At 73.7% G+C, this 22952-nt stretch carries 15 protein-coding genes; 4 read left to right on the top strand and 11 right to left on the bottom strand.

The genetic code is table 11. The annotated features are described in order from the left end of the window. Window positions 1-5 precede the first annotated feature (5 nt). From ACZ7MX_RS31740 to ACZ7MX_RS31715, 6 genes are all read right to left on the bottom strand, one after another. A complete protein-coding gene (locus tag ACZ7MX_RS31740; RefSeq protein WP_472137075.1) occupies window positions 6-2807 on the bottom strand; it encodes a glycosyltransferase family 2 protein in 2802 nt (933 codons plus the stop codon). Further along, window positions 2804-4138 carry a lipopolysaccharide biosynthesis protein gene (locus ACZ7MX_RS31735; RefSeq protein WP_472137073.1) on the bottom strand — a complete coding sequence of 445 codons (1335 nt, stop codon included), beginning with the start codon at window positions 4136-4138 and terminating at the stop codon, window positions 2804-2806. Before ACZ7MX_RS31735 ends, ACZ7MX_RS31740 begins: the two co-directional genes overlap by 4 nt. Further along, entirely contained in the window at window positions 4135-5466 is a 1332-nt protein-coding gene (locus ACZ7MX_RS31730; RefSeq protein ID WP_472137071.1) for a glycosyltransferase family 2 protein, read from the bottom strand. Before ACZ7MX_RS31730 ends, ACZ7MX_RS31735 begins: the two co-directional genes overlap by 4 nt. Beyond that, window positions 5463-6293: a glycosyltransferase family 2 protein gene (locus ACZ7MX_RS31725; protein WP_472137069.1), complete on the bottom strand. Its 831-nt coding sequence runs from the start codon at window positions 6291-6293 to the stop codon at window positions 5463-5465. The genes ACZ7MX_RS31730 and ACZ7MX_RS31725 overlap by 4 nt, the downstream gene beginning before the upstream one ends. Before the next feature lie 399 nt (window positions 6294-6692). Continuing rightward, a complete protein-coding gene (locus ACZ7MX_RS31720; RefSeq protein ID WP_472137067.1) occupies window positions 6693-8795 on the bottom strand; it encodes a putative bifunctional diguanylate cyclase/phosphodiesterase in 2103 nt (700 codons plus the stop codon). Between the two features lie 20 nt (window positions 8796-8815). Beyond that, entirely contained in the window at window positions 8816-9622 is an 807-nt protein-coding gene (locus tag ACZ7MX_RS31715) for an SAM-dependent methyltransferase (RefSeq protein ID WP_472137066.1), read from the bottom strand. Between the two features lie 172 nt (window positions 9623-9794). On the opposite strand from ACZ7MX_RS31715, the gene ACZ7MX_RS31710 reads away from it, so the two are divergent. Then, window positions 9795-11576: a glycoside hydrolase family 15 protein gene (locus ACZ7MX_RS31710; protein ID WP_472137064.1), complete on the top strand. Its 1782-nt coding sequence runs from the start codon at window positions 9795-9797 to the stop codon at window positions 11574-11576. A 42-nt stretch (window positions 11577-11618) separates the two neighbouring features. Here ACZ7MX_RS31710 and ACZ7MX_RS31705 read toward each other — a convergent pair whose 3' ends face one another. The 3 genes from ACZ7MX_RS31705 to ACZ7MX_RS31695 all read right to left on the bottom strand — a co-directional run bounded on the left by ACZ7MX_RS31705 (window position 11619) and on the right by ACZ7MX_RS31695 (window position 15548). Then, window positions 11619-12719 carry a GNAT family N-acetyltransferase gene (locus tag ACZ7MX_RS31705; RefSeq protein ID WP_472137062.1) on the bottom strand — a complete coding sequence of 367 codons (1101 nt, stop codon included), beginning with the start codon at window positions 12717-12719 and terminating at the stop codon, window positions 11619-11621. 99 nt (window positions 12720-12818) lie between these two features. Then, complete coding sequence (locus tag ACZ7MX_RS31700; RefSeq protein WP_030411097.1) at window positions 12819-13010, bottom strand: hypothetical protein; 192 nt, start codon at window positions 13008-13010, stop codon at window positions 12819-12821. 111 nt (window positions 13011-13121) lie between these two features. After that, entirely contained in the window at window positions 13122-15548 is a 2427-nt protein-coding gene (locus tag ACZ7MX_RS31695) for a SpoIIE family protein phosphatase (RefSeq protein WP_472137060.1), read from the bottom strand. 160 nt (window positions 15549-15708) lie between these two features. Between ACZ7MX_RS31695 and ACZ7MX_RS31690 the strand changes: the two genes are divergently transcribed. Then, complete coding sequence (locus tag ACZ7MX_RS31690) at window positions 15709-16497, top strand: VOC family protein (protein WP_472137058.1); 789 nt, start codon at window positions 15709-15711, stop codon at window positions 16495-16497. A 39-nt stretch (window positions 16498-16536) separates the two neighbouring features. On the opposite strand, the gene ACZ7MX_RS31685 is transcribed toward ACZ7MX_RS31690, so the two are convergent. Both ACZ7MX_RS31685 and ACZ7MX_RS31680 read right to left on the bottom strand, forming a co-directional pair. Continuing rightward, window positions 16537-19323: a type 1 periplasmic-binding domain-containing protein gene (locus ACZ7MX_RS31685; RefSeq protein ID WP_472137056.1), complete on the bottom strand. Its 2787-nt coding sequence runs from the start codon at window positions 19321-19323 to the stop codon at window positions 16537-16539. Window positions 19324-19556: 233 nt separating this feature from the next. Then, window positions 19557-21053 (bottom strand): S1 family peptidase, encoded by a 1497-nt coding sequence (locus ACZ7MX_RS31680; RefSeq protein ID WP_472137245.1) that lies wholly within the window; start codon window positions 21051-21053, stop codon window positions 19557-19559. Window positions 21054-21433: 380 nt separating this feature from the next. Here ACZ7MX_RS31680 and ACZ7MX_RS31675 point away from each other — a divergent pair, with 380 nt between their 5' ends. After that, window positions 21434-21733, top strand: a complete 300-nt coding sequence (locus tag ACZ7MX_RS31675; RefSeq protein WP_201802655.1) for a DUF6506 family protein — start codon at window positions 21434-21436, stop codon at window positions 21731-21733. Between the two features lie 187 nt (window positions 21734-21920). Continuing rightward, a complete protein-coding gene (gene tdh, locus ACZ7MX_RS31670) occupies window positions 21921-22949 on the top strand; it encodes an L-threonine 3-dehydrogenase (RefSeq protein WP_472137054.1) in 1029 nt (342 codons plus the stop codon). The last annotated feature ends 3 nt before the right edge of the window (window positions 22950-22952 follow it).

Genomic DNA, 22952 nt, shown 5'->3' with positions numbered 1-22952 from the left:
TGCTCTCAGGAGCCTCCTGGGGTGCGTTCCGGCAGGATGCGGTAGATGACCGCGTCGGCGGTGCGGTGGATGACGGGGTAGTCGGAGCGGTGCGCCAGTGCGCTCCGCAGATGGTCGAGGGTGCCCGGCGGCAGCGCTCCGGTGGCGGTGACCTGGGCCTCCTGGGCCCGGTTGAGGATCAGGTAGACCGGGCGCGGCGGCCCCGATCCGGTCAGCACGTGCAGCTCGGCCGCGGGATCGCGGCGCACCTGCCACTGGTCGCCGGGCGCCGCCTCGGACAGCCAGAGCCGGTCGTGGTACTCGTAATCGTGATAGGCGTACGGGAAGTTGTCCGAGGCGCCGACGATCAGGGAGCCCTCCGGGGCGTGCGTGGCGAGCCACTCGGCGGCCGAGGTCTCCGAGGTGGTGAAGTAGTTGACGTTCTCCTTGCCGAAGTACGCCAGGGAGAGCGCGCCGAACAGCGCCACCAGCACCACCGGCACCGCCGCGGCCCGGATCCGCCGCAGCGCGCGGCGCAGGCCGCGGCCGCGGGACGGGCTCAGCAGCGGGGGCAGCAGCAGCGCCGCGGCGCCGAACGCGGTCGCGGGCAGCGCGAACAGATAGACCCGGAAGATCATCTCGCCGCCGTAGCTGTTGGCCACGGCCCAGGGCAGCGGGGCCACCGCGAGCCACGGCAGGGCGGTGCGCCGCAGGGAGGGCCGCACCAGCACCGCCAGCGCGGCGAACAGGAAGACCACCGCCGACAGGATCCGGTCGGCCCAGGCGACCATCACCTGTCCGCTGGTGGCCCCGGAGAGGCCGAGCAGCCCGGACCCGGCGTTCGACTCGGGCGTGGTCAGGCCGGAGATCAGGTCGTTGAGGTTCGCCTCCAGGAACGGCCGGGCCGCGGTCATGTCCCAGGCCGTCGTCAGCGCCAGCGCGACCAGCGCGACCGGCAGCACCACCCGGCGGTTGCGGCGGGGCAGGGACAACAGGAGCAGCGAGCCGACCAGCATCACCGGGGTGAGCGGATGCGACACGACGATCGTGACGATCGCGAGCAGCACCAGCACCGCCCAGCCGAGCGGTGGCCGGCCCGGTCGGGCTCGGCCGGGCCGCGGGAGGCGGTGGACGACGGCCGCGATGACGCAGACGTACAGCAGGAAGGCGAACGCCTGCGGCGAGAAGTAGTCCTGGCCGACCCACGAGCAGCCGAAGAAGAGGAAGACACCGCCCCAGACCAGCCGCCGGCTGCGGGTGAAGGAGCGGTACAGCGCCAGCAGCGGGATCACCAGCGCCACGTTGATCAGCAGCGGGAACCAACTGGCGTAGGTACCGGGCGACTTGAGGCCGATGTGGCTGACAAAGAGGTCGTTGGCCCAGAAGAAGCCGGGCCAGTGGGCGTAGATGGACAGCCGGCCGGCCGCCGTGGGCAGGGTGCCGGTGTCCAGCAGGACGTCGGTGACCGCGACGTGCTTCCAGGCCCAGGAGTAGCGCAGTTCGGGGTAGAGCACGAGCGGGGTGGCGTGCAGGAAGATGATCAGCGCCAGCACGTAGCCGGCGTGGTGCGGGGCGCGGGTGCGCCGGTCGGACAGCGCGGCGCAGAAGCCGAGGCCGAGCAGTACCAGCCCGGTCCAGTAGGTGACCGGCAGGACCTGCACCAGGCCCAGGTCGCTCATCGCGCCGAGGTCCACCCCGCGCAGGGAGAACAGCCACAGCAGCAGCGCGGCGGGCAGCGCGAGCAGCGCCAGGGCGCGCAGGGCGGCCTGGGCGCGGGTGCGTTCCACGGGGCGGCGCAGCCGGCCGACGGCGTAGCCGAGGACCGTGGCGGTCACCCCGGCCGCCAGTGCCGGCACCGTGCGCGGCGGTGCCCCGCCGCCCGGCCGCAGCCCGTCGGCGACCGCGGCCGGGAGGGTGTGGCGCAGGTAGGTGCGTTCGCTGGCCAGCGCCGGGCCGGCACCGGCGTGCCGGGCGACGGCCGCCTTCGACAGCCCCTCCGCGTAGCAACGGGCCCGGAAGTACGCGCGGGTGGTGCGGGCGGCGGGTACGTGGTGGCGGACCGCGGCGGCCGGCTCGTACAGCAGCTTCCCGTCGGGGTTGCGGGCCGCGACCCGCAGGCACAGTTCGGTCTCCTCGCAGCCCAGCGGGCGGGTGCCGATCCGGCCCAGGTCGGTGCGGAAGCCGCCGGCGGCCACTATCTCGGCGCGCCGGAAGGACATGTTGGCGCCGATGAAGTTCCGTACCGGGGAGCGGCGTTCGGGCAGCCCCTGGTAGGAGCAGCCGACCACCCAGTCGAACTCGCGGGGGAACCAGGCGGGCCGGCCGGTCTCCCACAGGGGGCGGACCAGCCCGCCGACGCCGAGCACCCGGGGGTCGTGGTAGGCGGCGAGCAGCCGCGCGGTCCACTCCGGGTCGGCCGCCGCGTCGTCGTCGAGGAAGGCCACGATGTCGCCGTGCGCGGCCGAAACCCCGGTGTTGCGGCCACCGGAGAGCCCCTGTGCCTCGGCGTTGGGCAGCACCCGTACGCCGGGCAGGGCGGGTCCGGCCCGCCGGGCCAGCTCGGGGCAGTGGTCGACGACCAGCAGGATCTCGTCGGCCGGGTGGTGCTGGAGCTGCACCGAGCGGACCGCGTCCAGCAGTTGCTCCCAGCGGCGCAGGGTGTAGGCGCAGATGACGACGGACAGGCTCGGTCCGGTGCGGGCCGCCTCGGCGGTCCGCACCCCGCCCGCGGGCACGGTCGCCGGCGCGTTGCCGCACAGCGTGCCGAGCACGAAGCGGACCGCCTGCAGCAGACCGGAGACGACCAGGCGGAATCCGAGCGCGATCATCGCGGGCTCCTCGCGGGGGACGGCAGCCAGCGCGGCAGCGTGATCAGCAGCGGCAGGGCGAGCGCGCATTCGGCCAGCAGCCAGGCGGCGCCGACCCCCGTGATGCCGAAGGGCGGGATCAGCCGGACGGTCAGGCCCAGCACCAGGGCGCACAGCGCCGCCTGGAGGGCGACGGCCCAGGCCAGCCGGCGGCGGGCGCGCGCCACGTCGATGGCCACGTTGAGCAGCAGGTTGGGCAGGGCGGACAGGGCCAGCAGCCGCAGCACACCGGTGGCCTGGCCGGCGTACTCGGCACCGAACACCGACAGCAGCCAGGGCGCGACGACGACGAGGACGACCACCGCGGCGGCCAGCGGCAGGCCGGTGTGCCGCAGCACCCGGCGGCCCAGCTCGCTGATCCGGGCGGGGTCGTGCGCGGCCTCGACCAGCAGCGAACTGCCCATGTTGTAGGTCGCCAGGTAGAGGGTGTACGCGATCACCCAGGACAGGGAGAAGTAGGCGTTCCGGGCGCCGCCCAGGGTGTCCAGCACGATCAGCGGCACGATGTTGTAGGCGGACAGCCTGAAGAGGGCGCCGCCGTAGTCGGTGGCGGCGTAGCCGAGCAGCCGGGGCGGCATCCGCCCGTCGGCGTGCGCCCGTTCGTGGGCCGGCACCGCCCGCCGCAGCAGCACGTAGTTGGCGACCAGGAGCGAGACGGCCAGTGCCCCGGCCCACGACAGCAGGATGCCGGAGCTCACCGCCCAGCCCGCGGCCAGCGTCAGCAGCAGGACCTTGACCACCGCGAACACCGCGTTCTCGCCGAGCACCCAGTGGGCCCGGCGGACGCCGGTCAGCGCCCCGTCCTGCACGATGAACAGCGCATAGCCCATCGTCCCCGCCACGAAGAACGGGGCGATCAGCGGGCCGCGCAGGAAGCCCAGTCCGGGGGCGAGCAGCGGCACCAGGAGGAGGAAGACGCCGGCCAGCAGCCCGGCGCACAGGCCGGCCGCGGCGTAGCTGCGCAGCAGCAGCCGCCGGGTGTGCCGGCCGGCCGACGGGACGAACCGCACCAGCACGTCGGAGAGGTTGAGCTGCCCGAAGCCGGCGAGCAGGGTCACCGCGGAGATCACGGCGTACGAGCGGCCGACGGTCTCCGGGCGGTACCAGGACGTGGCGAGCACCCAGTAGAACGCGCCGACTGCGGCCGTCATCAGCGAACTGGCCACCAGAACATGGCCGTTGCGCAGCAGCGGCTCGTAGTGCAGCGCGGAGCCGACCCGCCGGCGCAGCACGACCAGGTAGGGCGCGGCGGGCATGTCCGCGACGCCCGGGGGAGCGGTGTGCGGGGTCATGACGGTCCCGTTCGGGCGGTCGCGGCGCGGTGGGTGGCGCGGACGCTGCGCAGATAGCCGAGCGGTCCGTAGAGCATGCCGCGCAGCTCCAGCAGGGCCAGCCGGGGCGGCCAGGCGCCGGTCGGTGCCGAGCAGTCCCGGGCCCGGCCGACGGCGAGCCGGATGCCGCCCGGCAGCCGGCGCAGCAGGGCGGGCAGCGCCCCGGGGCGGTGCCGCAGCGCGGCGGCCAGGAAGGCGCCGAACCCGGCGCCGTAGCCGAACGCCTGGGCCGGCAGGGCGTTTGCCGCACGGCGGTGCCGGTGCCAGATGACGGCGTCCGGCTGATAGACGATGCGGTGCCCGGCGGCCAGGACGAGGAAGAAGGCCAGCAGGTCGTCGCCGCCGTGCGCCGGGGTGCCGGTACCGGTCGACGGGTCGAAGCCGCCCAGCTCCCGCAGCACGTCGGTGCGGAAGGCCATGTTGGCGCCGGAACCGAACTGCCCGGCGGTGAACGGGAAGAGCGGATCGGCGGGCGGGTCGGCCAGCGACCAGCTGCGCGGGGCGAATCCCTTGCCGAAGCCGCCGTGGAACTCCAGCGCGGACTGCGCCGCGGTCGCCAGTTCGGCGGGCACGATCAGCCCGGTGACGCAGCCGACCGGTGCCCCGCCGTCGCGGGCCCCGCCGTCGTCGAAGGCGCGCTCCAGGGCGTCCAGCCAGCCGGGGTCGGCCAGGGTGTCGTCGTCGGTGAAGGCGCAGATCCGGCCGCGGGCGGCCCGCAGTCCGCAGTTGTGCGCCCGGGCCAGGCCCGCCATGGATTCCCTCACATACCTGACCCGGGACGGATAGCGGTCACGCACCAGCCGCTCGGCGGCGTCGTCGCGCGGCGCGTTGTCGACCACCACGATCTCGTACGAGGGGTGCCGGCTGCGCAGCAGCGAGTCCAGGCACTGGCGCAGCATCCCGGGACGGTTGTGGGTGGCGACGATGACGGTGACCTCGGGGGGTGCGGCCGCTCCCGGGGCCCGGACCGGACGACCGGGGCCGGTCCGGGGTGCCTCCGGGGCGGCGGTGGTGGTCAGTTGGCGATGCGCGGCTTCGGCCAGCGCGTGGTACAGGCCGGTGGTGTCCCCGAGCACACCGTGGGCGCTGACCATGCCGAGCGGGTGTCCTTGCAGCCGCACCAACGCCAACACGCGTCCACCCGGGGCGGCGGCCGGTGCGCCGCCGGGTGAGCGCAGCTCACCGGGCGCCGCCAGGTCCAGCTCGACGACATGAGCGGGGGTGTAGAGCGAATCGCGGGCGGCGAGACCAGGGCAGGCCGCTGCGGTGCGCGGACCGAGGCCGTTCATCGCTTCCCCGCCCCCAGGGGCGCTGAGCGCCGGCCACCGGGGCGTTCGGCGAGCAGCGTCCGCAGCACCCGGCGGCCGTCGGAGACCGCGTGCAGATGCGAGCGCCCGCTGCGGCGGGGAAGTTCCAGGCTGGGCACTTCGGCGATGCGAAGTCCCAGCCGCAGTGCGTGGGCGATCAGTTCCGCCTCGATCTCGAACCCGGGCGCCTGCGGGTGCAGGTCGTCGAGGAAGGTGCGGCGGAAGGCGCAGAAGCCGTAGCACAGATCGGTCAGGGTGGCGTGGTAGACCCGGTTGACGACGGTGAGCAGCGCGCGGTTGCCCAGCGAGCGCACCGGCGTCAGGTCGAGCGAGCCGCCGCCGGCGATGAAGCGGGAGCCCTTGACGAAGTCGAAGCCGTTGTCGAGGAAGTGCACGAAGTGCGGGATCTCGCCGGGCCACATGCTGCCGTCGGCGTCCATCATGACGATGTACTCGCAGGTCGCGGCCAGGAAGCCGGTGCGCAGTGCGTCACCCTTGCCGTACCCGGTCTGCTGGACCACGTGGACGGACGGCAGGCAGTGCGCGGCCATCCGCACGGTCGCGTCGTCGGACGCGCCGTCGACCAGGATCACCTCGTCGACGGAGGGCGGGATCTGGTTGAACACCCACGGGACGTTGCGGGCCTCGTTGTGCGCCGGGATCACCAGGCTGACGGTGTGTGAGATCGGCGGGAGGTCGCTGTCGCGCCGCATCGGGAGCGGACTGGTGATGCGGTCGCTGGAGCGGCGCAGCGGACGCCCGCCGTCGACGGTGCGCTGGATCGTGCCCGAGGGCAGGGTGGTACTCATGAGCGTGCCTCACGAAGCGGCAACGGACGCCCGGGCCGGAAAGCGGCAGGACGTACCGGGAAATGGGGGGCGTACACCGGCGGCGCGGCCGCCGGGGCCTGTTCGAGAAGGCGCGGTACACCCGCGAACCGAAGGAGAACGAGCTGCGGGGACGCGACGCAGGAGGGCCTCGCGGAGGAACTCGGTCGCTGTGCCCGGGCGATGAGGCGCCGGTCGTTCTCGGACGCTGGAAGCGTCGACCACCACAACTGGCGAATGTGCTGTCCGTCGGGGCTTGTGGGGCGGTGCCCGCGCTGCCAACGGATGCCAGGGCCCCATCATGGGCAGGTCCTCGGCACCGCGTCAAGGGGATATGTCCAAAATGCCGGAGAAATTATCTTCGGGGGTTTACCGGGCCGTTCAGCCCTCCCCGTCGGCGCGGGTACCGCCCGCGGCGTCGACGATCCGCCGGGTGATCTCCCCGGGCCGCACCGGACGGCCGTAGTACCAGCCCTGCGCGCAGTCGCAGCCGATCGACCGCAACCGCTGGGCGTCCGCGGCCGTCTCCACGCCCTCCGCCGTCACCGACAGCCCCAGCGAGTGCGCCAGCGACACCATGCCCCCGATGATCCGCCAGCCCACCGGATCCTCCCCGGACGCGTGCAGTTCGGACACGAACGACCCGTCGATCTTCAGCCCGGAGACCGGCAGGTCCCGCAGGTACGCCAGGTTCGACCAGCCGGTGCCGAAGTCGTCCACGGTCAGCGACACCCCCATGCCGACCAGCTCGTGCAGTGCCTGCAGCGCCGGGTCCCGCGGGCCGAGCATCGCGCTCTCGGTGATCTCCAGCTGCAGCCGGCCCGGATCAAGATCGCTCGACCGCAGGATCCGGTCGATGTCCGCGATCAGCCCGGCGTTACGGGCCTGCCGCACCGCCAGATTGACGTTCATCCGCGGCGCCGCGTCACCGAACCGCGCCGCCCAGCGCGCCGCCTGCTCACAGGCGTGCAGCAGCACCCAGCGGCCCAGCGGGATGATCAGCCCGCTGTCCTCGGCCGTCGTGATGAACTCGTCCGGGGCCAGCACCCCCAGCTCCGGATGGCGCCAGCGCACCAGCGCCTCCACCGCCACCATCGACCCGTCGTCCAGCGCGCACAGCGGCTGGTAGTCGAGGAAGAACTCCCCGCGGTCCAGCGCCATCGGAATCCGCACCGACATCGCGTACTGACTCACCGCCACCGCGTTGCGCTGCGGATCGAACAGCGTCCAGCGGCCGCGGCCCTCCTTCTTCGCCCGGTACAGCGTCAGATCCACGCTGCGCATCGCGGCGCTCGCCGTCGTCGCGGCGACCGGCTGCTCCACCACCCCCATGCTGGCCCTGATCACCAGCTGCTGATCGCCGATCAGGAAGGGCGGCGCCAGCGACCCCAGCACCCGCTGGGCCACCGCGATGCCCTCCTGCGGCCCCTGGCTGCCCTCCATCAGGACGGCGAACTCGTCCCCGCCCAGCCGCGCCACCAGGTGACCCAGCGGCGCCACCCCGGAGTGCAGCCGGTCCGCGACCGCCCCCAGCAGCTGGTCGCCCGCCTCATGACCCAGGCTGTCGTTGATGTTCTTGAAGCCGTCCAGGTCCAGCGAGCACAGCCCGAACCGCGCCCCCGGCCCCGGATCGTCGAACAGCGCGTCCAGCCGCTCGAAGAACGCCGTCCGGTTCGGCAGCCCGGTCAGCGGATCGTGCGTGGCCTGATGGCGCAGCCGTTCCTGCAGCCGGTGCTGGTCGGTGATGTCCTCCAGCATCGCCACCTGGTAACGGGGCGTGCCCTGTTCGTCGCGGATCAGCGAGACCGTCAGATGCGTCCAGAGCACCTCGCCGTCCCGCCGGTAGTACGGCTTGTCGCACTGGAAGTTCTCCCGCCGGCCCTCGACCAGCTCGTGGTACGTCTCCCAGACCTCGGCCGAGTCGTCGGGGTGCACCAGCGACTCGACGTTGAGCCCGCGCATGTCCTCGGCGGTGGCCGCGAACATCTCCTGCAGCGCGCCGTTCACCGCGATGAGCTTCCCGTCCAGGTCCGCGAAGCCGATGCCGATCGCCGCGCGCTCGAACATCGCCCGGAACCGGGTCTCCGATGCGTACAGCGCCCGCTCCGCGTCCCGCCGCGCCAGGTCCACCGCTCGCCGGATCGCCTCCTGCTCACGCAGCGTCCGGTCCCGCAGCGCCGCCGACCAGCCTGCCGCGAACGCCCCGGTCAGCGCGGGCTCCCGGCCGTCCGGCGCCGGCCACTCCTGGAGCAGCTCGACGGCGCGGGCGAGCACCACCGGATCGGTGAACTGGGCCTCGACCAGCAGCGCCCCGGCCCGCTCGGCCGGCCCCGGATCGAACGGCTCCTCCCCGTGGGCCCGGCTGAGCAGCTCGGCCGTGCGGTACACCAGCGGGCCCAGGACCCCCGGGCTCACCGCCGCGCCGTGGCCCTGCCGCAACAGCCGGGACCAGGAGTCGCGGAAGCGGACCGCGGCGGCGTCCATGCGCCCCCCGGCCGGGTAACTCACGGCTTCAGCCCCACTCCCGCCAGACCGCTGAACAGCTCCGGATGCGGTCCCACCGACGCAGGATCCTGCGGACGCCACTCGGGCAGGTAGACCACCCCCGGCTCCAGCAGCCGCAATCCGTCGAACAGCGCCACGATCTGCTCCCGCGTACGCATGGTCAGCGGCGCCGACGCGCGTGCGTAGAGGTCCTCGTGCTTCTCCACCAGATCGGGCCGGCCCTCCCGCGACCCGTGCGACAGCGCCAGCGCACTGCCCGGCGGCAGTGCGGCGGTCAGCTCCCGGACGATCCGCGCCGGGTCCTCCTCGTCCGTCACGAAGTGCAGCACCGCCAGCAGCAGCGCCGCCACCGGCTCGCGCGGACGCAGCAGTTCCGCCACCGCGGGCCGCCCCAGCAGCCCCGCGGGATCCCGCATGTCGGCCTCGGCCACCGCACACAGCGGGTCATCGGCCACCAGCAGTCTGCTGTGCTGCACGGCCACCGGATCGATGTCCACGTACACCACCCGCGCCTTCGGCTGCACCACCCGCGCCACCTCGTGGACCGGGCCGAACGTGGGGAGCCCGGAGCCGATGTCCAGGAAGCGGGTGATGCCCTCCCCGGCGAGGAACTGCACGGCCCGCCGCATGAAGGCCCGGTTCGCGCGCATGATCAGCGGCAGGTCCGGCCACATCTCGACGGCCTCCCGGGCCAGCTCCCGGTCCGCCGCGAAGTTGTGCGAACCGCCCAGGTAGCAGTCGTAGACCCGGGCGACGTTCGGAACGTCCTGGTCGGCGCCCTCGGGCACCCACCGCCGCCGCGTCATCGAGCGTGCCTCCTCCCCACGCGAGAGGGATCCCACGCTGCAGAAAAAAGCCTCCTACGATCTCATATCTGCCGCAAGCGGGCCAGTCGGGCACCGTGCGGTGTACGCCGCACGGCCGGCCCGCGCGCCCCGCCGCCGTCGCGCGCAGAATGGAATCCTCCGAGGGGACGCCATGCCCGGACGCATCGAGGACTACGCCCTGCTGGGCGACCTGCAGACGGCCGCCCTGGTCGGACGGGACGGCTCGATCGACTGGATGTGCCTGCCCCGCTTCGACTCGCCCAGCTGCTTCGCGGCCCTCCTCGGCGACGAGCGGCAGGGCCACTGGCGGATCGCCCCGGTGTCCGGCGGACCGTGCGACGGCCGCGCCTACCGCGGCGACACCCTGGTCCTGGAGAGCACCTGGGAGCGCCCGGAGGGCGCGGTCCGGGTCGTCGACTTCATGCCGCAGCGCGACCAGTCACCGAGACTGGTCCGACTCGTCGAGGGCCTGCGCGGCAGCGTCGACATGCGCGGCGACCTGCGACTCCGCTTCAACTACGGCCGGATCGCGCCCTGGGTGCGGCGCACCGAGCACCACCGCATCGCGGTCGCCGGCCCGGACTCCGCCTGGCTGCGGCTCGCCCCCGGCGTGCACACCTACGGCCATCACACCAGCACCCGCTCGGAGTTCACCGTACGGGCCGGCGACCGGGTGCCGTTCGTCCTGACCTGGCAGCCTTCCCACCTGCCCAACGCGCACCGGATCGACCCGGACCGGGCCCTGCGGGAGACCACCGACGCCTGGCGGCGCTGGACGGCCGGCTGCCGCTACGAAGGCGCCTGGCGCGAGGCCGTCCTGCGCTCCCTGATCACCCTCAAGGCGCTCGCCTACCGGCCGACCGGCGGGATCGTCGCCGCCGCCACCGCCTCCCTGCCCGAACACCTCGGCGGCGTACGCAACTGGGACTACCGCTTCTGCTGGCTGCGCGACTCCAGCATGACGCTGTCCGCCCTGCTGCGCGGCGGCTTCCGCGAGGAGGCGGCCGCCTGGCGGCAGTGGCTGGTACGGGCCATCGCCGGCGACCCGCGGGACCTGCAGAGCGTCTACGGCGTCGCCGGTGAACGGCGGCTGCCCGAGACCGCCGCCGACTGGCTGCCCGGCTACGAGCACTCCGCCCCGGTCCGCTTCGGCAACGCCGCCGTCGACCAGCTCCAGCTCGACATCTACGGCGAGGTCGTCGACACCCTCTACCTCGCGCTGCGGGCCGGCATCCCGATGGAACGCCATGTCTGGGGCCTGCTGCGGACGTTGATGTCCTTCATCGAGGCGCACTGGCAGGACCCCGACGAGGGCCTGTGGGAGGGCCGCGGCGGCCGCCGGCACTGGGTGCACTCCAAGGTCATGTCCTGGGTCGCCGCGGACCGGGCGGTCCGGATGGCGCACCTGACCGGCCTCCCGGCCCCCGTCGACCGCTGGCGGGCGATGCGCGACGCGGTGCACGCCGACGTCTGCGCGCACGGTTACGACCGGGAACGCGGGGTGTTCGTCCAGCACTACGGCAGCCGGGAACTGGACGCGGCCACCTTGTTCATCGTCAAGACCGGCTTCCTGCCGCCCGACGACCCCCGGGTCGTGCGCACCGTCGACGCGGTGCGCGACGGACTCGACCACGCCGGCTTCCACCGCCGCTACGCCGGACGGACCGAGGTCGACGGACTGCCCGGCACCGAAGGCGCCTTCCTCGCCTGCTCGTTGTGGCTCGCCGACGCGCTGGCTGCGACCGGCCGCCCGGACGCCGCCCGGGAACTCTTCGCCCGGGTGCTGTCGGCGGCCAACGACGTCGGACTGCTCTCCGAGGAATGGGACCCCGCGCAACGCCGCCAACTGGGCAACACCCCGCAGGCGTTCACCCATGTCGCGCTGGTGAACACCGCGTTCCTGCTCTCCGAGGACGCCGCCGTCGCCGCATGACCCGCCCCGCGACCGGTCAACCGGCCCCGGCTGCCCGCACGTTCAGCCGCGCAGGGCCCCGTAACGCCGCAGCGCACCCCGCACCCGGGACCGCAGCCACGGCCGGGCGGTGATGAAGTCCCGCGCCGTGCGCTCGGCCGCGTCGTGCAGCAGGGCGCCGCCCGCCACCAGCGTCGGCCGCCACAACAGGCCCTGCGGCAGGGTGCGTTCCTCGGTGGTGAACGCCTGCTTGTACTCCGAGTCACCGGTGCCCAGGTCGACGGTGGTCACCCCCAGTTCCGCCGCGGTCGCGATCACCCGGCCGAGCAGCACCGTCCCCGGCGAATGCGCCGCGTACCGGTGGTCGAAGGCCGTGACGCAGCAGGTCAGCACGGTCGCCGAACGCAGCGTGAGCTGCATCGCCGCCGGCTCGTCGCCGAGATACAGCACGGACAGCGCGCCCGTGCACGTCGGCGTGCGCAGCCCCGCCAGGACCCGCGCCAGCTCCGTACCGCGCTCCGCGGCCAGCGGATCGGACCAGCCGCTCGCCCGGTACTGCGCCGACTTCCAGCGCAGCATCGTCCCCAGCAGCCGCGGATCGCGCTCGTCGAAGACGTACCGCACCGGCACCTCGCCGCGCGCCAGCCGGTTCTCGTGCTTGCGCAGGGTCTTCGCCGAAGCGGGCGAACGCCGCCGGACGGCCGTGCGGTGGGCCTCGTGGCCCTCGCTCAGATCGGCCAGCGGACTGGGCACCCGGCCCAGCAGCCGGACCCCGGGCGGCACCGCGGTACCCGCCCCGCCGAGCGGCGGACCGGCCGGCTCGGCCTGCACGAACCGCCACACCGCCAGCCCGCAGGCGGCCAGCACGGCACGGTAGTCGGGCCGCGGCAGCCCGGGCTCGCAGAGCAGCCCGCCCACGTCCGTGAAGCCCTTGCCGATGACCTCGCCGACGCCGTGCCCGCGCTCCTCGAAGCCCAGCCAGCCGCACCGCCCGTCGCTCTCCAGCACCGCCACCCGGGCGGCCGGCCGGACCCCGCCGACCGCCCGCGCGAAGTCCGGGGACAGCAGCGGATGAGCCGGACGGCCGGGCGCGGACAGCGCCCGCGCCCAGCGCTCGGCCCGGACACCGCCGAGCGCACCGGCCGCCAGGATCTCGATGTCCATCCCTGCGCCTCCGAAATCCCGCGCCACAGCCGCCGGCGCGGGGCCGTCGGGGAGATCCGGAAGAAGAACCTCAGGAGCGTCCCCCGGAGCGCACGGCCGTCACGGCAGATACCGCTCGATGACGCCCGGCCCCTCCTCGTCCATCAGCCGCCTGGCCCATGCCAGGCTCGACGGGGTCGGCTCGCGCCCGGACGCCCGTACCAGGTCCTCCGGGTCGTAGGGCCGCTCGCTGCCGGTGTACAGCTCCGCCGGCCGGTGCTCGGCCGGCTGCTCCTTGCCGTTGGTCGTCACAGGTCCTCCTTCGTCCGCGCCCGCCGGGTCGCCGGGACCTCGCTTGGTTCCATGATGGGGCGGACGCCGAACACCCGCACGACGGCGCCGGGCCGCGGCCCCCGCGCCCGCTCAGGCCACCGGCCGCGGCGCCCCCGGATACCGCGCCGGGAACGCCTGCTCGGTCCAGATGGTCTTGCCGTACGGCGTGTACCGGGTGCCCCAGCGCTGCACCAGCTGCGCGACGATGAACAGCCCCCGCCCGCCCTCGTCCTCAGTGGCCGCGTGGCGCAGGTGCGGCGAGGTGTGCCCGGTGTCGGACACCTCGGTCAGCAGCGTCAGATCGCGCAGCAGCCGCAGGTGCAGCGGCCCCGAGGCGTGCCGCACCGCATTGGTGACCAGCTCGCTGACCGCCAGCTCGGTCGCGTAACTCAGCTCCTCCAGGCCCCACTCCCGCAGCTGCGCGGTCGCCAGCTCCCGGGCCGCGCCCACCGCCGCCGGCTCCGCCGGCAGCTCCCAGGCCGCCACCTGCCGCGCGTCCAGCTCGCGGGTGCGCACCAGCAGCAGCGCCGAGTCGTCGGCGGCCGGCCCGTCCGGCAGCAGCTCGGCCATCGCCCGGTCGCACAGCTCCTCCAGCGGCCGGTGGTGCTCGCCCAGCACGCGGCCCAGGACCTCCAGCCCCTCGTCGACGTCCCGGTGCGCCGACTCCACCAGCCCGTCCGTGAACAGCGCGACCAGACTGCCCGGCGGCAGTTCGAGATCCAGCGACTCGAACGGCAGCCCGCCCAGGCCCAGCGGCGGACCGGCCGGCAGCTCGGGGAAGAACATCGTGCCCGACGGGTCGACCACGGCCGGCGGCAGATGACCGGCCCGGGCCATGGTGCAGCGCCGCGACACCGGGTCGTAGACCGCGTAGAGGCAGGTCACGCCGGTGGCCACGTCGTCCGGGCCGGTGTGCGTGCCCACCTGGCCCGCCTCGTCCTCCGCGGGCTGCCCCACCAGGTCGTCCAGCCGGCTCAGCAACTCGTCGGGTGACAGGTCCAGCTGGGCCAGCGCGCGGACCGTCGTCCGCAGCCGCCCCATGGTCGCCGCCGCCTCCAGCCCGTGGCCCACCACGTCCCCCACCACCAGCCCGACCCGGGTCCCGGACAGCCCGATCACGTCGAACCAGTCGCCGCCCACCCCGGCCCGGTCGTCACTGGGCAGATAGCGGTACGCCACGTCGACCGCGGACTGCTCCGGCACGTGCTGCGGCAGCAGGTTGCGCTGCAGGGCCAGCGCGGCGGTGTGCTCCCGGGTGAAGCGGCGGGCGTTGTCCAGGCACACCGCCGTCCGGGTGACCAGCTCGTCGGCGAGCTCGATCTCGCCCTTGTCGAACACCGACGGCTGCGCACCCCGCGTGAAGGTGACCAGCCCCATCGGGGCGCCACCCGCCCGCAGCGGCACGACCATGGAGTTCTCCGCCCGCACCCGCCCCCCGGAGGACAGACTGCGGTACGGCAGCGACCCCGGCGGATACTCGATGCCGTACGGGCGGTGCGGCACGGCGTCCGGCGGGTCACCGGCGCTGCGCGTGGCCACCCGCACCAGCGGCGGCACCGTACCGTCCCCCGGCGCCGGCTCCTCGCCCTCCAGCACCGGGCGCACCAGGTCCACGCTGACCGTCCGCGCGAAGTCCGGCACCGCGACCTCGGTGATCTCCCGGGCCGTGACCGTCATGTCGAGCGTCGTCCCGATCCGGATGCCGGCCGCCACCAGCAGGTTCAGCCGGCGCTGCGCCTGGTAGCGGTCGGTGATGTCGAAGGCGTCCTCGCACACCCCGAGGACCTGCCCGTGGGCGTCGTGCAGCCGGTAGTAGGAGCACGACCAGACGTGCTCCGGGCCCGGCTCGGACGGCTGCTGGCCGACGAAGTGCAGGTCGAGGACCGGCTCACCGGTCTCCAGGACCTGCTGCATCACCGCGTCGAGCGTGCGCGGGTACCCCTCCGTCATGAACTCGCCGTCCGGGTACAGCGCCTCGGCCCGGGTACCGAGGAACTCCCGCAGCGGCAGCCCGATCTCCCGCACGAACGCGGCGTTCCCCCAGGTCACCCGCAGATCGGTGTCGTAGATGCCCAGCCCCACCGGCGACTGGGTGGCCAGTCCGTGCAGCATCGCCTGCCGGGACTCCCACTCCTGCTGCGCGTCCAGGGCGGTCGCCACCAGGATGCGGGCCGGCGCGTCCGGCGCGGACCCGCCGGGCGCGGTCTCCAGCGCACAGGTGGTGACCGCCACCCGCAGCAGCCGGCCGTCCCGGTGCCGTGCCGTCCCCGGGCGGCCGCTGCTCAGCGAGGTTTCCGCCGACTGCCCGGACCATGCGCCACCGGCCGCCTCGGCGGCCGGGAAGAACGTCTCGCAGGGGCGCCCGATGACGTCCTCCGGCCGGTGGCCGAGCAGCCGCTGGGCCGCCGGACTCCACCCGATGACCAGGTCCCGGGCGTCGAGCACCGCTGTGGCCGCCCTGGTGACGTCGAGGGGACCACGGAAGTCGGCGATCTCCGCCGCGTTCCATGCGTTCATGGCATCAACCCAGCCCGGTTCCGTACCTACAGCATCGAGCCTGATCAAGACCGGCACAACTGCGCTGCCCCGCGCGGGGCGCCCCGGTGCGGCCCCGCTGCGTCGCTGGCACAGTGGGAGGGGGTTCCCAGGGGGTGCGAAGCGACAGGAGGCAGATGTCATGTCGGCCCACGGCCCCACGACCCCGGTGCGCGGGGCTCCGTGCTGGGTGAGCCTGATGGCCCGCGACCTGGAAACGGCGCAGGAGTTCTACTCCGCCGTGCTGGGCTGGCGGTTCCGCCCGGCCAGCCTCGGCCAGGAGTTCTCCGTCGCGATGGCCGACGGGCAGCCGGTGGCCGGCATGGGCGCCCTGGCCCAGAGCTTCCAGGTCGCGGTGGCCTGGACGTCGTACTTCGCGGTGGCGGACGCCGACGTGACCGCCGACCGGATCCGCGAGCGCGGCGCGACCGTCGCGGTCGGCCCGCTCAAGCTCGGCCCCGGGCGGGCCGCGCTGGCCGCCGACCGGGACGGCGCCACCTTCGGCTTCTGGGAGGGCCAGACGCTCGCCTGGTCGGTCGGGCACGGCCGCGCCCCCGCCTGCCTGGAACTGCGCACCCGCGACGCCTTCGAGGCCGCCATCTTCTACGCCGAGGTCTTCGAATGGGCCTCCGGCCGGCCCGGCGGCTGCGACGTCACCTACGAACACGACCAGGTCATCGTGCACGACGGCACCCACACCGTCGCCACCCTGCGCGGCGGCGGGGTGGAGGCCGCCCCGGACCCGCGGGTGCGGCCGCGCTGGCACGTGCACTTCCCGGTCGACGACATCGAGAAGGTGACCGCCGCCGCGGTCGCCGCCGGCGGGACCGTCACCCCGGTGACCGCGACCGCCGACGGCAACGGCAGCCAGGCCGTCGTCCGCGACCCCGACGGCGGCCTGTTCACCGTCACCTCGTCCGAAGCCCCCTGACCCCCGCCGGACCGCGCCCGCGGGCGGCCGGCCGGTGCCTCAGCCCTGCTCCGGTTCCAGCGCGGGACACCACGCCGCCTGCTTCCGCCCGCCGACCCGGCCGCAGAACCCCGCCTGGACGGGCCGCCCGCTCTTGTCGATGCGCTGCACCGACAGCAGCTTGTCCAGCGGGACCTGGCGGTCCACCTCACCGCCGAAGCTGATGATCCCGCTCGCCCCGTCGAGCGCCTCGTCCCCGTGCACCCCGCTGATCGCATGCCACACCGCTGGCGGCGTCAGCGGCATCTGCGCGGCCTCCTCCCGCAGCTGCTTGACCGCGTTGACGTACAGTTTCACCGCGTCGAACCCGAGCGCCGCGTGCCCGTCGAGCGAGGAGTTGGGGACCTTCGCGCACTCCTCGGGGAACAGCCGGCTCAGCTCCGCGTACAGCTCGCTGGTGCCGTCGCAGTGCGCCGATCCGAGCGTGAAGTCCAGGAAGTCGTACGGGATCCCCGGATAGTGCCCCCGGCGGTCCGCGTCCGCCGCCAGCCGGGCCACGTCGTCACCGCCGATCAGCACCGGCGGAGCGGAGTTGCAGGACTCGTTGATCCCGCCGAGCAGCGACTCGAAGTCCTCCGAACGCCCCGCGAAGAACACCACCCCCGGGTACGAACAGCTCCGCTGCCCCACCGTGCCGGGGCCCGGGGCGTCCGACGAGGGCTCCTGACCCGGCGGCGGGGGCGGCGTGAACGATGTCCGCTCCACCGCGAACCCCCGCGTCCGGAAACGCCGTTCGACGTCGTCGCTGAGCGTCCGGCTGTAGGTGTCGCTGGGATCGGCGGACGCGATGATCCGCACCCGCCGGGCCGGTTTGCCCGCACCGGTCCGTACCACGTGGTCGGCGTAGGCCGCGGCGACCTCCGCCTCCCGGCTGTTCTGCGGCGACACCTGGAAGTACATCGGGGACTGGCGCACCAGCGAGTCCGCGGACAGCGTCGTCGCCACCATCGGCAGCCCCACCGCGGTCAGTTTCCGGATCGTCCGGTTGGTCGCCTCCCGGCTCTGGTCGAGCCCGGTGACCCCCACCAGGGACGGGTCCTGCTGCTTGAGGCGGTCCAGGATCTCCACCACCCGCGGGCCGAACCGCATCCCCGACCCGGCGTTCGCGGGGAAGATCCGCAGGATCGGCTCGGTGGCCCCGCTGCTGCGCAGCTGCCGGGACTGCGCGCTCACCGCCCCCTGCAACGCCTCGCGCCCGTAGGCGAGTTGACCGGTGAGCTTGCCCGAGACGCTGAGCAGTGCGGACAGATGCACCAGGGTGACGAACGGCCGCTCCGGGGACGCCGCGTGCGCCTGCTCGGCGAGGGCATTCTGGTCGTAGATCTTCTGCAGGGTCCGGTCCAGCGACGGATCGGGGGAGTGGAAGGTGAAACCGTGCCGGGCCACCCCGATGCACTCGCCGGTCTCCGCGGTGCGCAGGGTCTCCGCGTCGGCGTTGAACCGGCCGAGCCCGCAGTGCGCCTGCCGGTACCGGCGCTCCGCGCCCAGCACCACACCGCCCGCGCCCAGGAGGGCGACGGTGAGCGCGCAGACCGCCACGACGGACACCGTCCGGCGCGCCCACAACGGCGGTTCGGGGATCCGCAGCCGGGCGTCCTGCGCCACCTCCAGCCGCCGGGTCAGCTCGTAGCTCTCCTCGGACGGCGGCATCAGCCGCGGCACGCTGACCGGCAGGTACCAGGGGGCGCGGTTGCGGGCCCGGCCCTGGTGCAGGAAGGTGTCCCGCCAGCCGCCGTAGAGCCGGTCGGTCAGCTCCCACAGCTCGCTGCGGCCCCAGTCCGCCCGGGCCCGGCTGCCCTCGGCCGGCGGCTCGGCACCGCAGGCGATGATCAGCAGCGGGTCGAAGGCGCCGGTCTCGTTGCGGACGTCGATGACGGCCTGGAGCAGCGCATGACCGCAGGTGTCCGGGCCCAACCCGTCGAGCAGCGCGACGCAGTACGCGGTGCGCCGGGCCGTACGGGGCCGCCACGGACGGCGGCGGAAGGCGACCCGCAGATCCTCCAGGAACGCGTTGACCATCAGCTTGCGCAACTGCTCCGGATCCTCGACCTGGTTGTGCGGTGCGGTCAGCCGCTCGGCGAAGCCGATGAAGGTGCCCGGATCGCGCGGGGCCAGGTAGGGCTGGTTGAGCAGCCAGCGGTACTCCCGGCCCAGTCCGCGGCGGACCCGGAACCAGGCGAGCGGGAAGACGTGCACCGCGAACAGCCACACCCACCAGGGCACGTTGCCGTCGACCGCCAGCTCGGTCTCCGGGGAGCGCAGCAGCCCGAACATCCGCCGGCGCCGGAACTCCCGCTCCCGCAGCCCCTGCAAGAGGGTGTGGTCGGTGCCCTCCATGTCGCCCAGGTCGTCCGGGCGGTTGCCGGTGCCCACCTGGGTCAGCCAGTTGACGAGGCCGAACCGGCGGAAGCGGACCCGGCCGTCGCTGCCGTTGACGCTTCGGGCGAAGCCCTGCGCCAGCCGTTCCAGGGTCCGCCGCACCGCCTCGACGGACTCCGGATCGGACCGCGGCGCGCCGGCCGCGAGGTCGTACAGCACGTGCGGCACCCGGCGCGGATCGGCGTGGCTGAGGAAGTAGCCGATGCCCTTGGCGAGTGCGCTGTGGTCCGGGCCGGCCACCAGGCAGAGCACCGGAAGGCCCTCCCGGCCCTGCGCCACGCCGCGGTGCCGCACCGGTTCCGGACACTCCCGCCGGCGTGGCCTGCGGGTCAGGTCGGCGATCAGACGGAGCAGATGGCCTGCTCCGCGGAAGACGGGGATCTGGGAATCGAGTTCGTTCGACGCCATGGTGCCCCTGAGGACGGGTCGGAGTAGGGCCGGTATTCTGACACCGCGTCCCAGGCGGTCGCTATGGTTCCGCCGCACTCCGGCACCCCGTGGCCACCAACGTCCCCGCCCGCCCTGGGGAGGGGGCGGGCGGGGCGTCATCTGCGCCGTCACTGTGGGTTGTTGCCGTCAGTTGTTGATGTCGGACGGTGTTGCCGGATGTCGTTGTCGGACGTCCTGGCCGGACGTCGTGGTCAGTTCAGCGAATCGGTCAGTGAGTCACCCCCGGCACTCTGATTACTGCCGGCACCCTGGTCGGCACCCGCACTCTGGTCACCACCGGCGCCCTGGTCGCCACCCGCACTCTGGGCCCCGCCGGCGCCCTGAGCGCCCCCGGCACCCTGATCGCCACCGGCGCTCTGGTCACCACCGGCCCCCTGGTCGCCACCCGCGCCGCCCGCGCCGCCGGCGGCACCTCCGCTGCCGTCGCCTCCGCCCGCGCCGATCTCCGCGCCGGTGGCCTTGAGCGCGTCGGTGACCGGCTGGAAGAAGGTCTCGCCGCCCTGGGTGCAGTCGCCGCTGCCGCCCGAGGTCAGTCCGACGGCGGCGTTACCGGCGAACATCGAGCCGCCGCTGTCGCCCGGCTCGGCGCAGACGTCCGTCTGTATGAGGCCGTTGACGATGTCGCCGTTGCCGTAGTTGACCGTGGCGTCCAGCCCGGTGACGGTGCCGTCGTGCACCCCGGTGGTGGAGCCCGAGCGCTGCACCTTCATGCCGACGGCGGCCTCCGCGGCCTTGGTGATCTGCTGGGTGGAGCCGTTGCCCAGATCCACCGCGCTCTGCGGCTGGGCGCTCTTGTCGTCGTAGGTGACGATCGCGAAGTCGGTCTTGGGGAACTGCGAGTCCTGCACGCTGCCGAGCGGCTGGCTGCCGCCCTGGTCCGCGGACCAGGTGGGGGAGTCGTTACCGCAGTGGCCCGCCGTCAGGAAGGCGGGCGCGCCCTTCACCGTGACGTTGAACCCCAGCGAACAGCGGGCGTTGCCGCCGAAGATGGCACTGCCCCCGATCGGGCCCGCGGCCGAACCGCCGCCCTGCTGACCGCCGTTGCCCTGTCCGCCGTCGCCCTGCCCACCGCCCTGTCCGCCGTTGCCCTGTCCGCCGTTGCCCTGGCCGCCGCTCTGCTGACCGCCGTTCGCCTGGCCCCCGTTCGCCTGACCGCCGTTGGCTCCCTGGCCCCCGTTCTGCCCGTCGCCGGCCGGAGGGGTCCCCGGGTCCTCGCCCGTCCCCCCGCCGTCGAACCGCCGGAACTCGCCCTGCGACCGCTTGACGGTGACCATGCCCGCGCCCATCCCGCGGGTGGCCTTCGCGAGCGTGGCCATCTTCGCGCCGGTGACCGTCTTGTCGGCGACCACCACGATCTTGTTGGTCCGCGGGTCGATCGACCAGGCGGTGCCGGGGACCGAGGCGGTCTCGCGCAGCGTCTTCGTCCCCGCCTTCAGCGCGGTCATGCTGTTGTGCACGACCCTGGCGACCGCGCCCTTGGCCTGCACCCGCTCGGCGGCGTCCTGCGACAGCACGTTCATCACCAGGTGGCCGTTGGCGCCGTCCAGGTACCAGCCGGCGTTGTCGCCGCCGAGGTCCGCCTTCAGGGCCGTCGCCAGCTGCGTCGCCGCGGAGGCGCTGAAGGTGCGCGGGGCCGGCGGCCGGTCCGTGCTCGCGTTGGCGTTGGGCAGCAGGATCGCCGCGCCCATGACGGCGGCCGCGGCGGCGCCGATGACGACGCCGGTCCGCTTGTTCACATGTCGGTGGCTCACTTCACTGACCTCCAGGGCCGCACAGGAACGGAGCACACGGAGCGCCGTGGTGCGGCGCGGCGCGCCCCGTGTGTGGTTGCATCCAGTCCTACGGAGTCCGGCGCGCCCCCGACTCGGGCCCGCTCAACCTGTGATGAATTCCGCCGGCCGCCTCCCCGGCCCCCCTACACTCCCGCGCCCGGCCCGCGCGGGGCCGGCGGGGCATGACCGGCGGGGCGTGACCGAATCCGTGCCCTCGGCGCCCCGGCTCTGCTTGGCTGGTGCCCTCGGCGATCACCACGACCGGGCGATCGCCACGACCACGGGAGGTCCACGGCATGGCACTCACCCACTGGGGGTTCATCTACACGGCGGCCGGCAGCGCGGCCGGCGGCGAGGTCAACGTCGTGGACACCGGCGCCTGCCGCAGCGTGTTCGTCGGGGTGACCAAGCCCGAGGAGGGCGTCGAGGCCGCCCGCAAGCTGGTGGCCGACGGGGTCCAGCTGATCGAGCTGTGCGGCGGTTTCGGGCCGGTCTGGGCCGGCCGGATCATCGACGCGATCGACGGCGCGGTCCCGGTCGGCACGGTCGGGTACGGGCCCGAGGCGGTCGACCAGGTCCACGCGATCTTCTCCTGACCCGGGCTGCGGCCCGCCCGCCCCGCCGCGGCCCGCGGCGGGGCGTGAAGATCAGCTGTCACCGCGCTTAAGAAAACCTCGATGGACCCGGCGCCCGTCGTACGGAAGATTTTCCGGCGGAGATCGGGTGGCCGGAACATGACTGCCCCCGACACGTCATGCACTCTTACGTACGGGAGCCGTCGCGGTGAAGGCACTGGTCAAGCAGAAGGCGGAGCCGGGGCTCTGGCTCACGGAGGTGCCGGAACCGGCCATCGGCCCGGGCGATGTCCTGATCAAGGTGCTCCGCACCGGCATCTGCGGCACCGACCTGCACATCCGCGCCTGGGACGGCTGGGCGCAGCAGGCGCTCGCCACCCCGCTGACGATCGGCCACGAATTCGTCGGCGAGGTGGTCGCCACCGGCCGCGACGTGGCCGACATCGCGGCCGGCGACCTGGTCAGCGGCGAGGGCCATCTGGTCTGCGGCAAGTGCCGCAACTGCCTCGCCGGGCGCCGCCACCTGTGCCGTGCCACGGTCGGGCTCGGCGTCGGCCGGGACGGCGCCTTCGCCGAGTACGTCGCACTGCCCGCGACGAACGTGTGGGTGCACCGCGTCCCGGTGGACCTCGACATCGCCGCGGTCTTCGACCCGTTCGGCAACGCCGTGCACACCGCGCTGTCGTTCCCGCTGGTCGGCGAGGACGTCCTGATCACCGGCGCGGGGCCGATCGGCCTGATGGCGGCGGCGGTGGCCCGGCACGCGGGCGCCCGCAACGTCATGATCACCGATGTCAGCGAGGAACGCCTGGCCCTGGCCCGCAAGATCGGCGTCAGCCTGGCGCTCAACGTCGCCGAGGCGGACATCGCCGACGGGCAGCGCGCGCTCGGTCTGCGCGAGGGCTTCGACATCGGGCTGGAGATGTCCGGCCGGCCCGAGGCGGTGCGCGACATGATCGCCAACATGACGCACGGCGGCCGGATCGCCATGCTCGGCCTGCCCGCCCAGGACTTCGCCGTCGACTGGTCGCGGATCGTCACCTCCATGATCACGATCAAGGGCATCTACGGCCGGGAGATGTTCGAGACCTGGTACGCGATGTCCGTCCTGCTCGAAGGCGGACTGGACCTCGCCCCCGTGATCACCGGCCGGTACGCGTACACCGACTTCGAGGCCGCCTTCGACGACGCCGCGAGCGGCCGCAGCGGCAAGATCATCCTGGACTGGACCGCCTGATCA

This window comes from Streptomyces sp. NPDC107765 (genome assembly GCF_055657085.1).
Note: the sequence above shows the minus strand (reverse complement) of the source record. Positions and strands in the feature narration are given on the sequence as shown.

Excerpts from the sequence above, each read along its gene's own strand:
- ACZ7MX_RS31680 (WP_472137245.1), bottom strand. The coding sequence starts at position 21,053 with ATGGGCGCGGCGATCCTGCTGCCCAACGCCAACGCGAGCACGGACCGG.
- ACZ7MX_RS31685 (WP_472137056.1), bottom strand. The coding sequence starts at position 19,323 with ATGGCGTCGAACGAACTCGATTCCCAGATCCCCGTCTTCCGCGGAGCA.
- ACZ7MX_RS31730 (WP_472137071.1), bottom strand. The coding sequence starts at position 5,466 with ATGAACGGCCTCGGTCCGCGCACCGCAGCGGCCTGCCCTGGTCTCGCC.
- ACZ7MX_RS31710 (WP_472137064.1), top strand. The coding sequence starts at position 9,795 with ATGCCCGGACGCATCGAGGACTACGCCCTGCTGGGCGACCTGCAGACG.
- ACZ7MX_RS31695 (WP_472137060.1), bottom strand. The coding sequence starts at position 15,548 with ATGAACGCATGGAACGCGGCGGAGATCGCCGACTTCCGTGGTCCCCTC.
- ACZ7MX_RS31705 (WP_472137062.1), bottom strand. The coding sequence starts at position 12,719 with ATGGACATCGAGATCCTGGCGGCCGGTGCGCTCGGCGGTGTCCGGGCC.
- ACZ7MX_RS31725 (WP_472137069.1), bottom strand. The coding sequence starts at position 6,293 with ATGAGTACCACCCTGCCCTCGGGCACGATCCAGCGCACCGTCGACGGC.
- ACZ7MX_RS31740 (WP_472137075.1), bottom strand. The coding sequence starts at position 2,807 with ATGATCGCGCTCGGATTCCGCCTGGTCGTCTCCGGTCTGCTGCAGGCG.
- ACZ7MX_RS31720 (WP_472137067.1), bottom strand. The coding sequence starts at position 8,795 with ATGGACGCCGCCGCGGTCCGCTTCCGCGACTCCTGGTCCCGGCTGTTG.
- ACZ7MX_RS31690 (WP_472137058.1), top strand. The coding sequence starts at position 15,709 with ATGTCGGCCCACGGCCCCACGACCCCGGTGCGCGGGGCTCCGTGCTGG.
- ACZ7MX_RS31715 (WP_472137066.1), bottom strand. The coding sequence starts at position 9,622 with ATGACGCGGCGGCGGTGGGTGCCCGAGGGCGCCGACCAGGACGTTCCG.
- ACZ7MX_RS31675 (WP_201802655.1), top strand. The coding sequence starts at position 21,434 with ATGGCACTCACCCACTGGGGGTTCATCTACACGGCGGCCGGCAGCGCG.
- ACZ7MX_RS31735 (WP_472137073.1), bottom strand. The coding sequence starts at position 4,138 with ATGACCCCGCACACCGCTCCCCCGGGCGTCGCGGACATGCCCGCCGCG.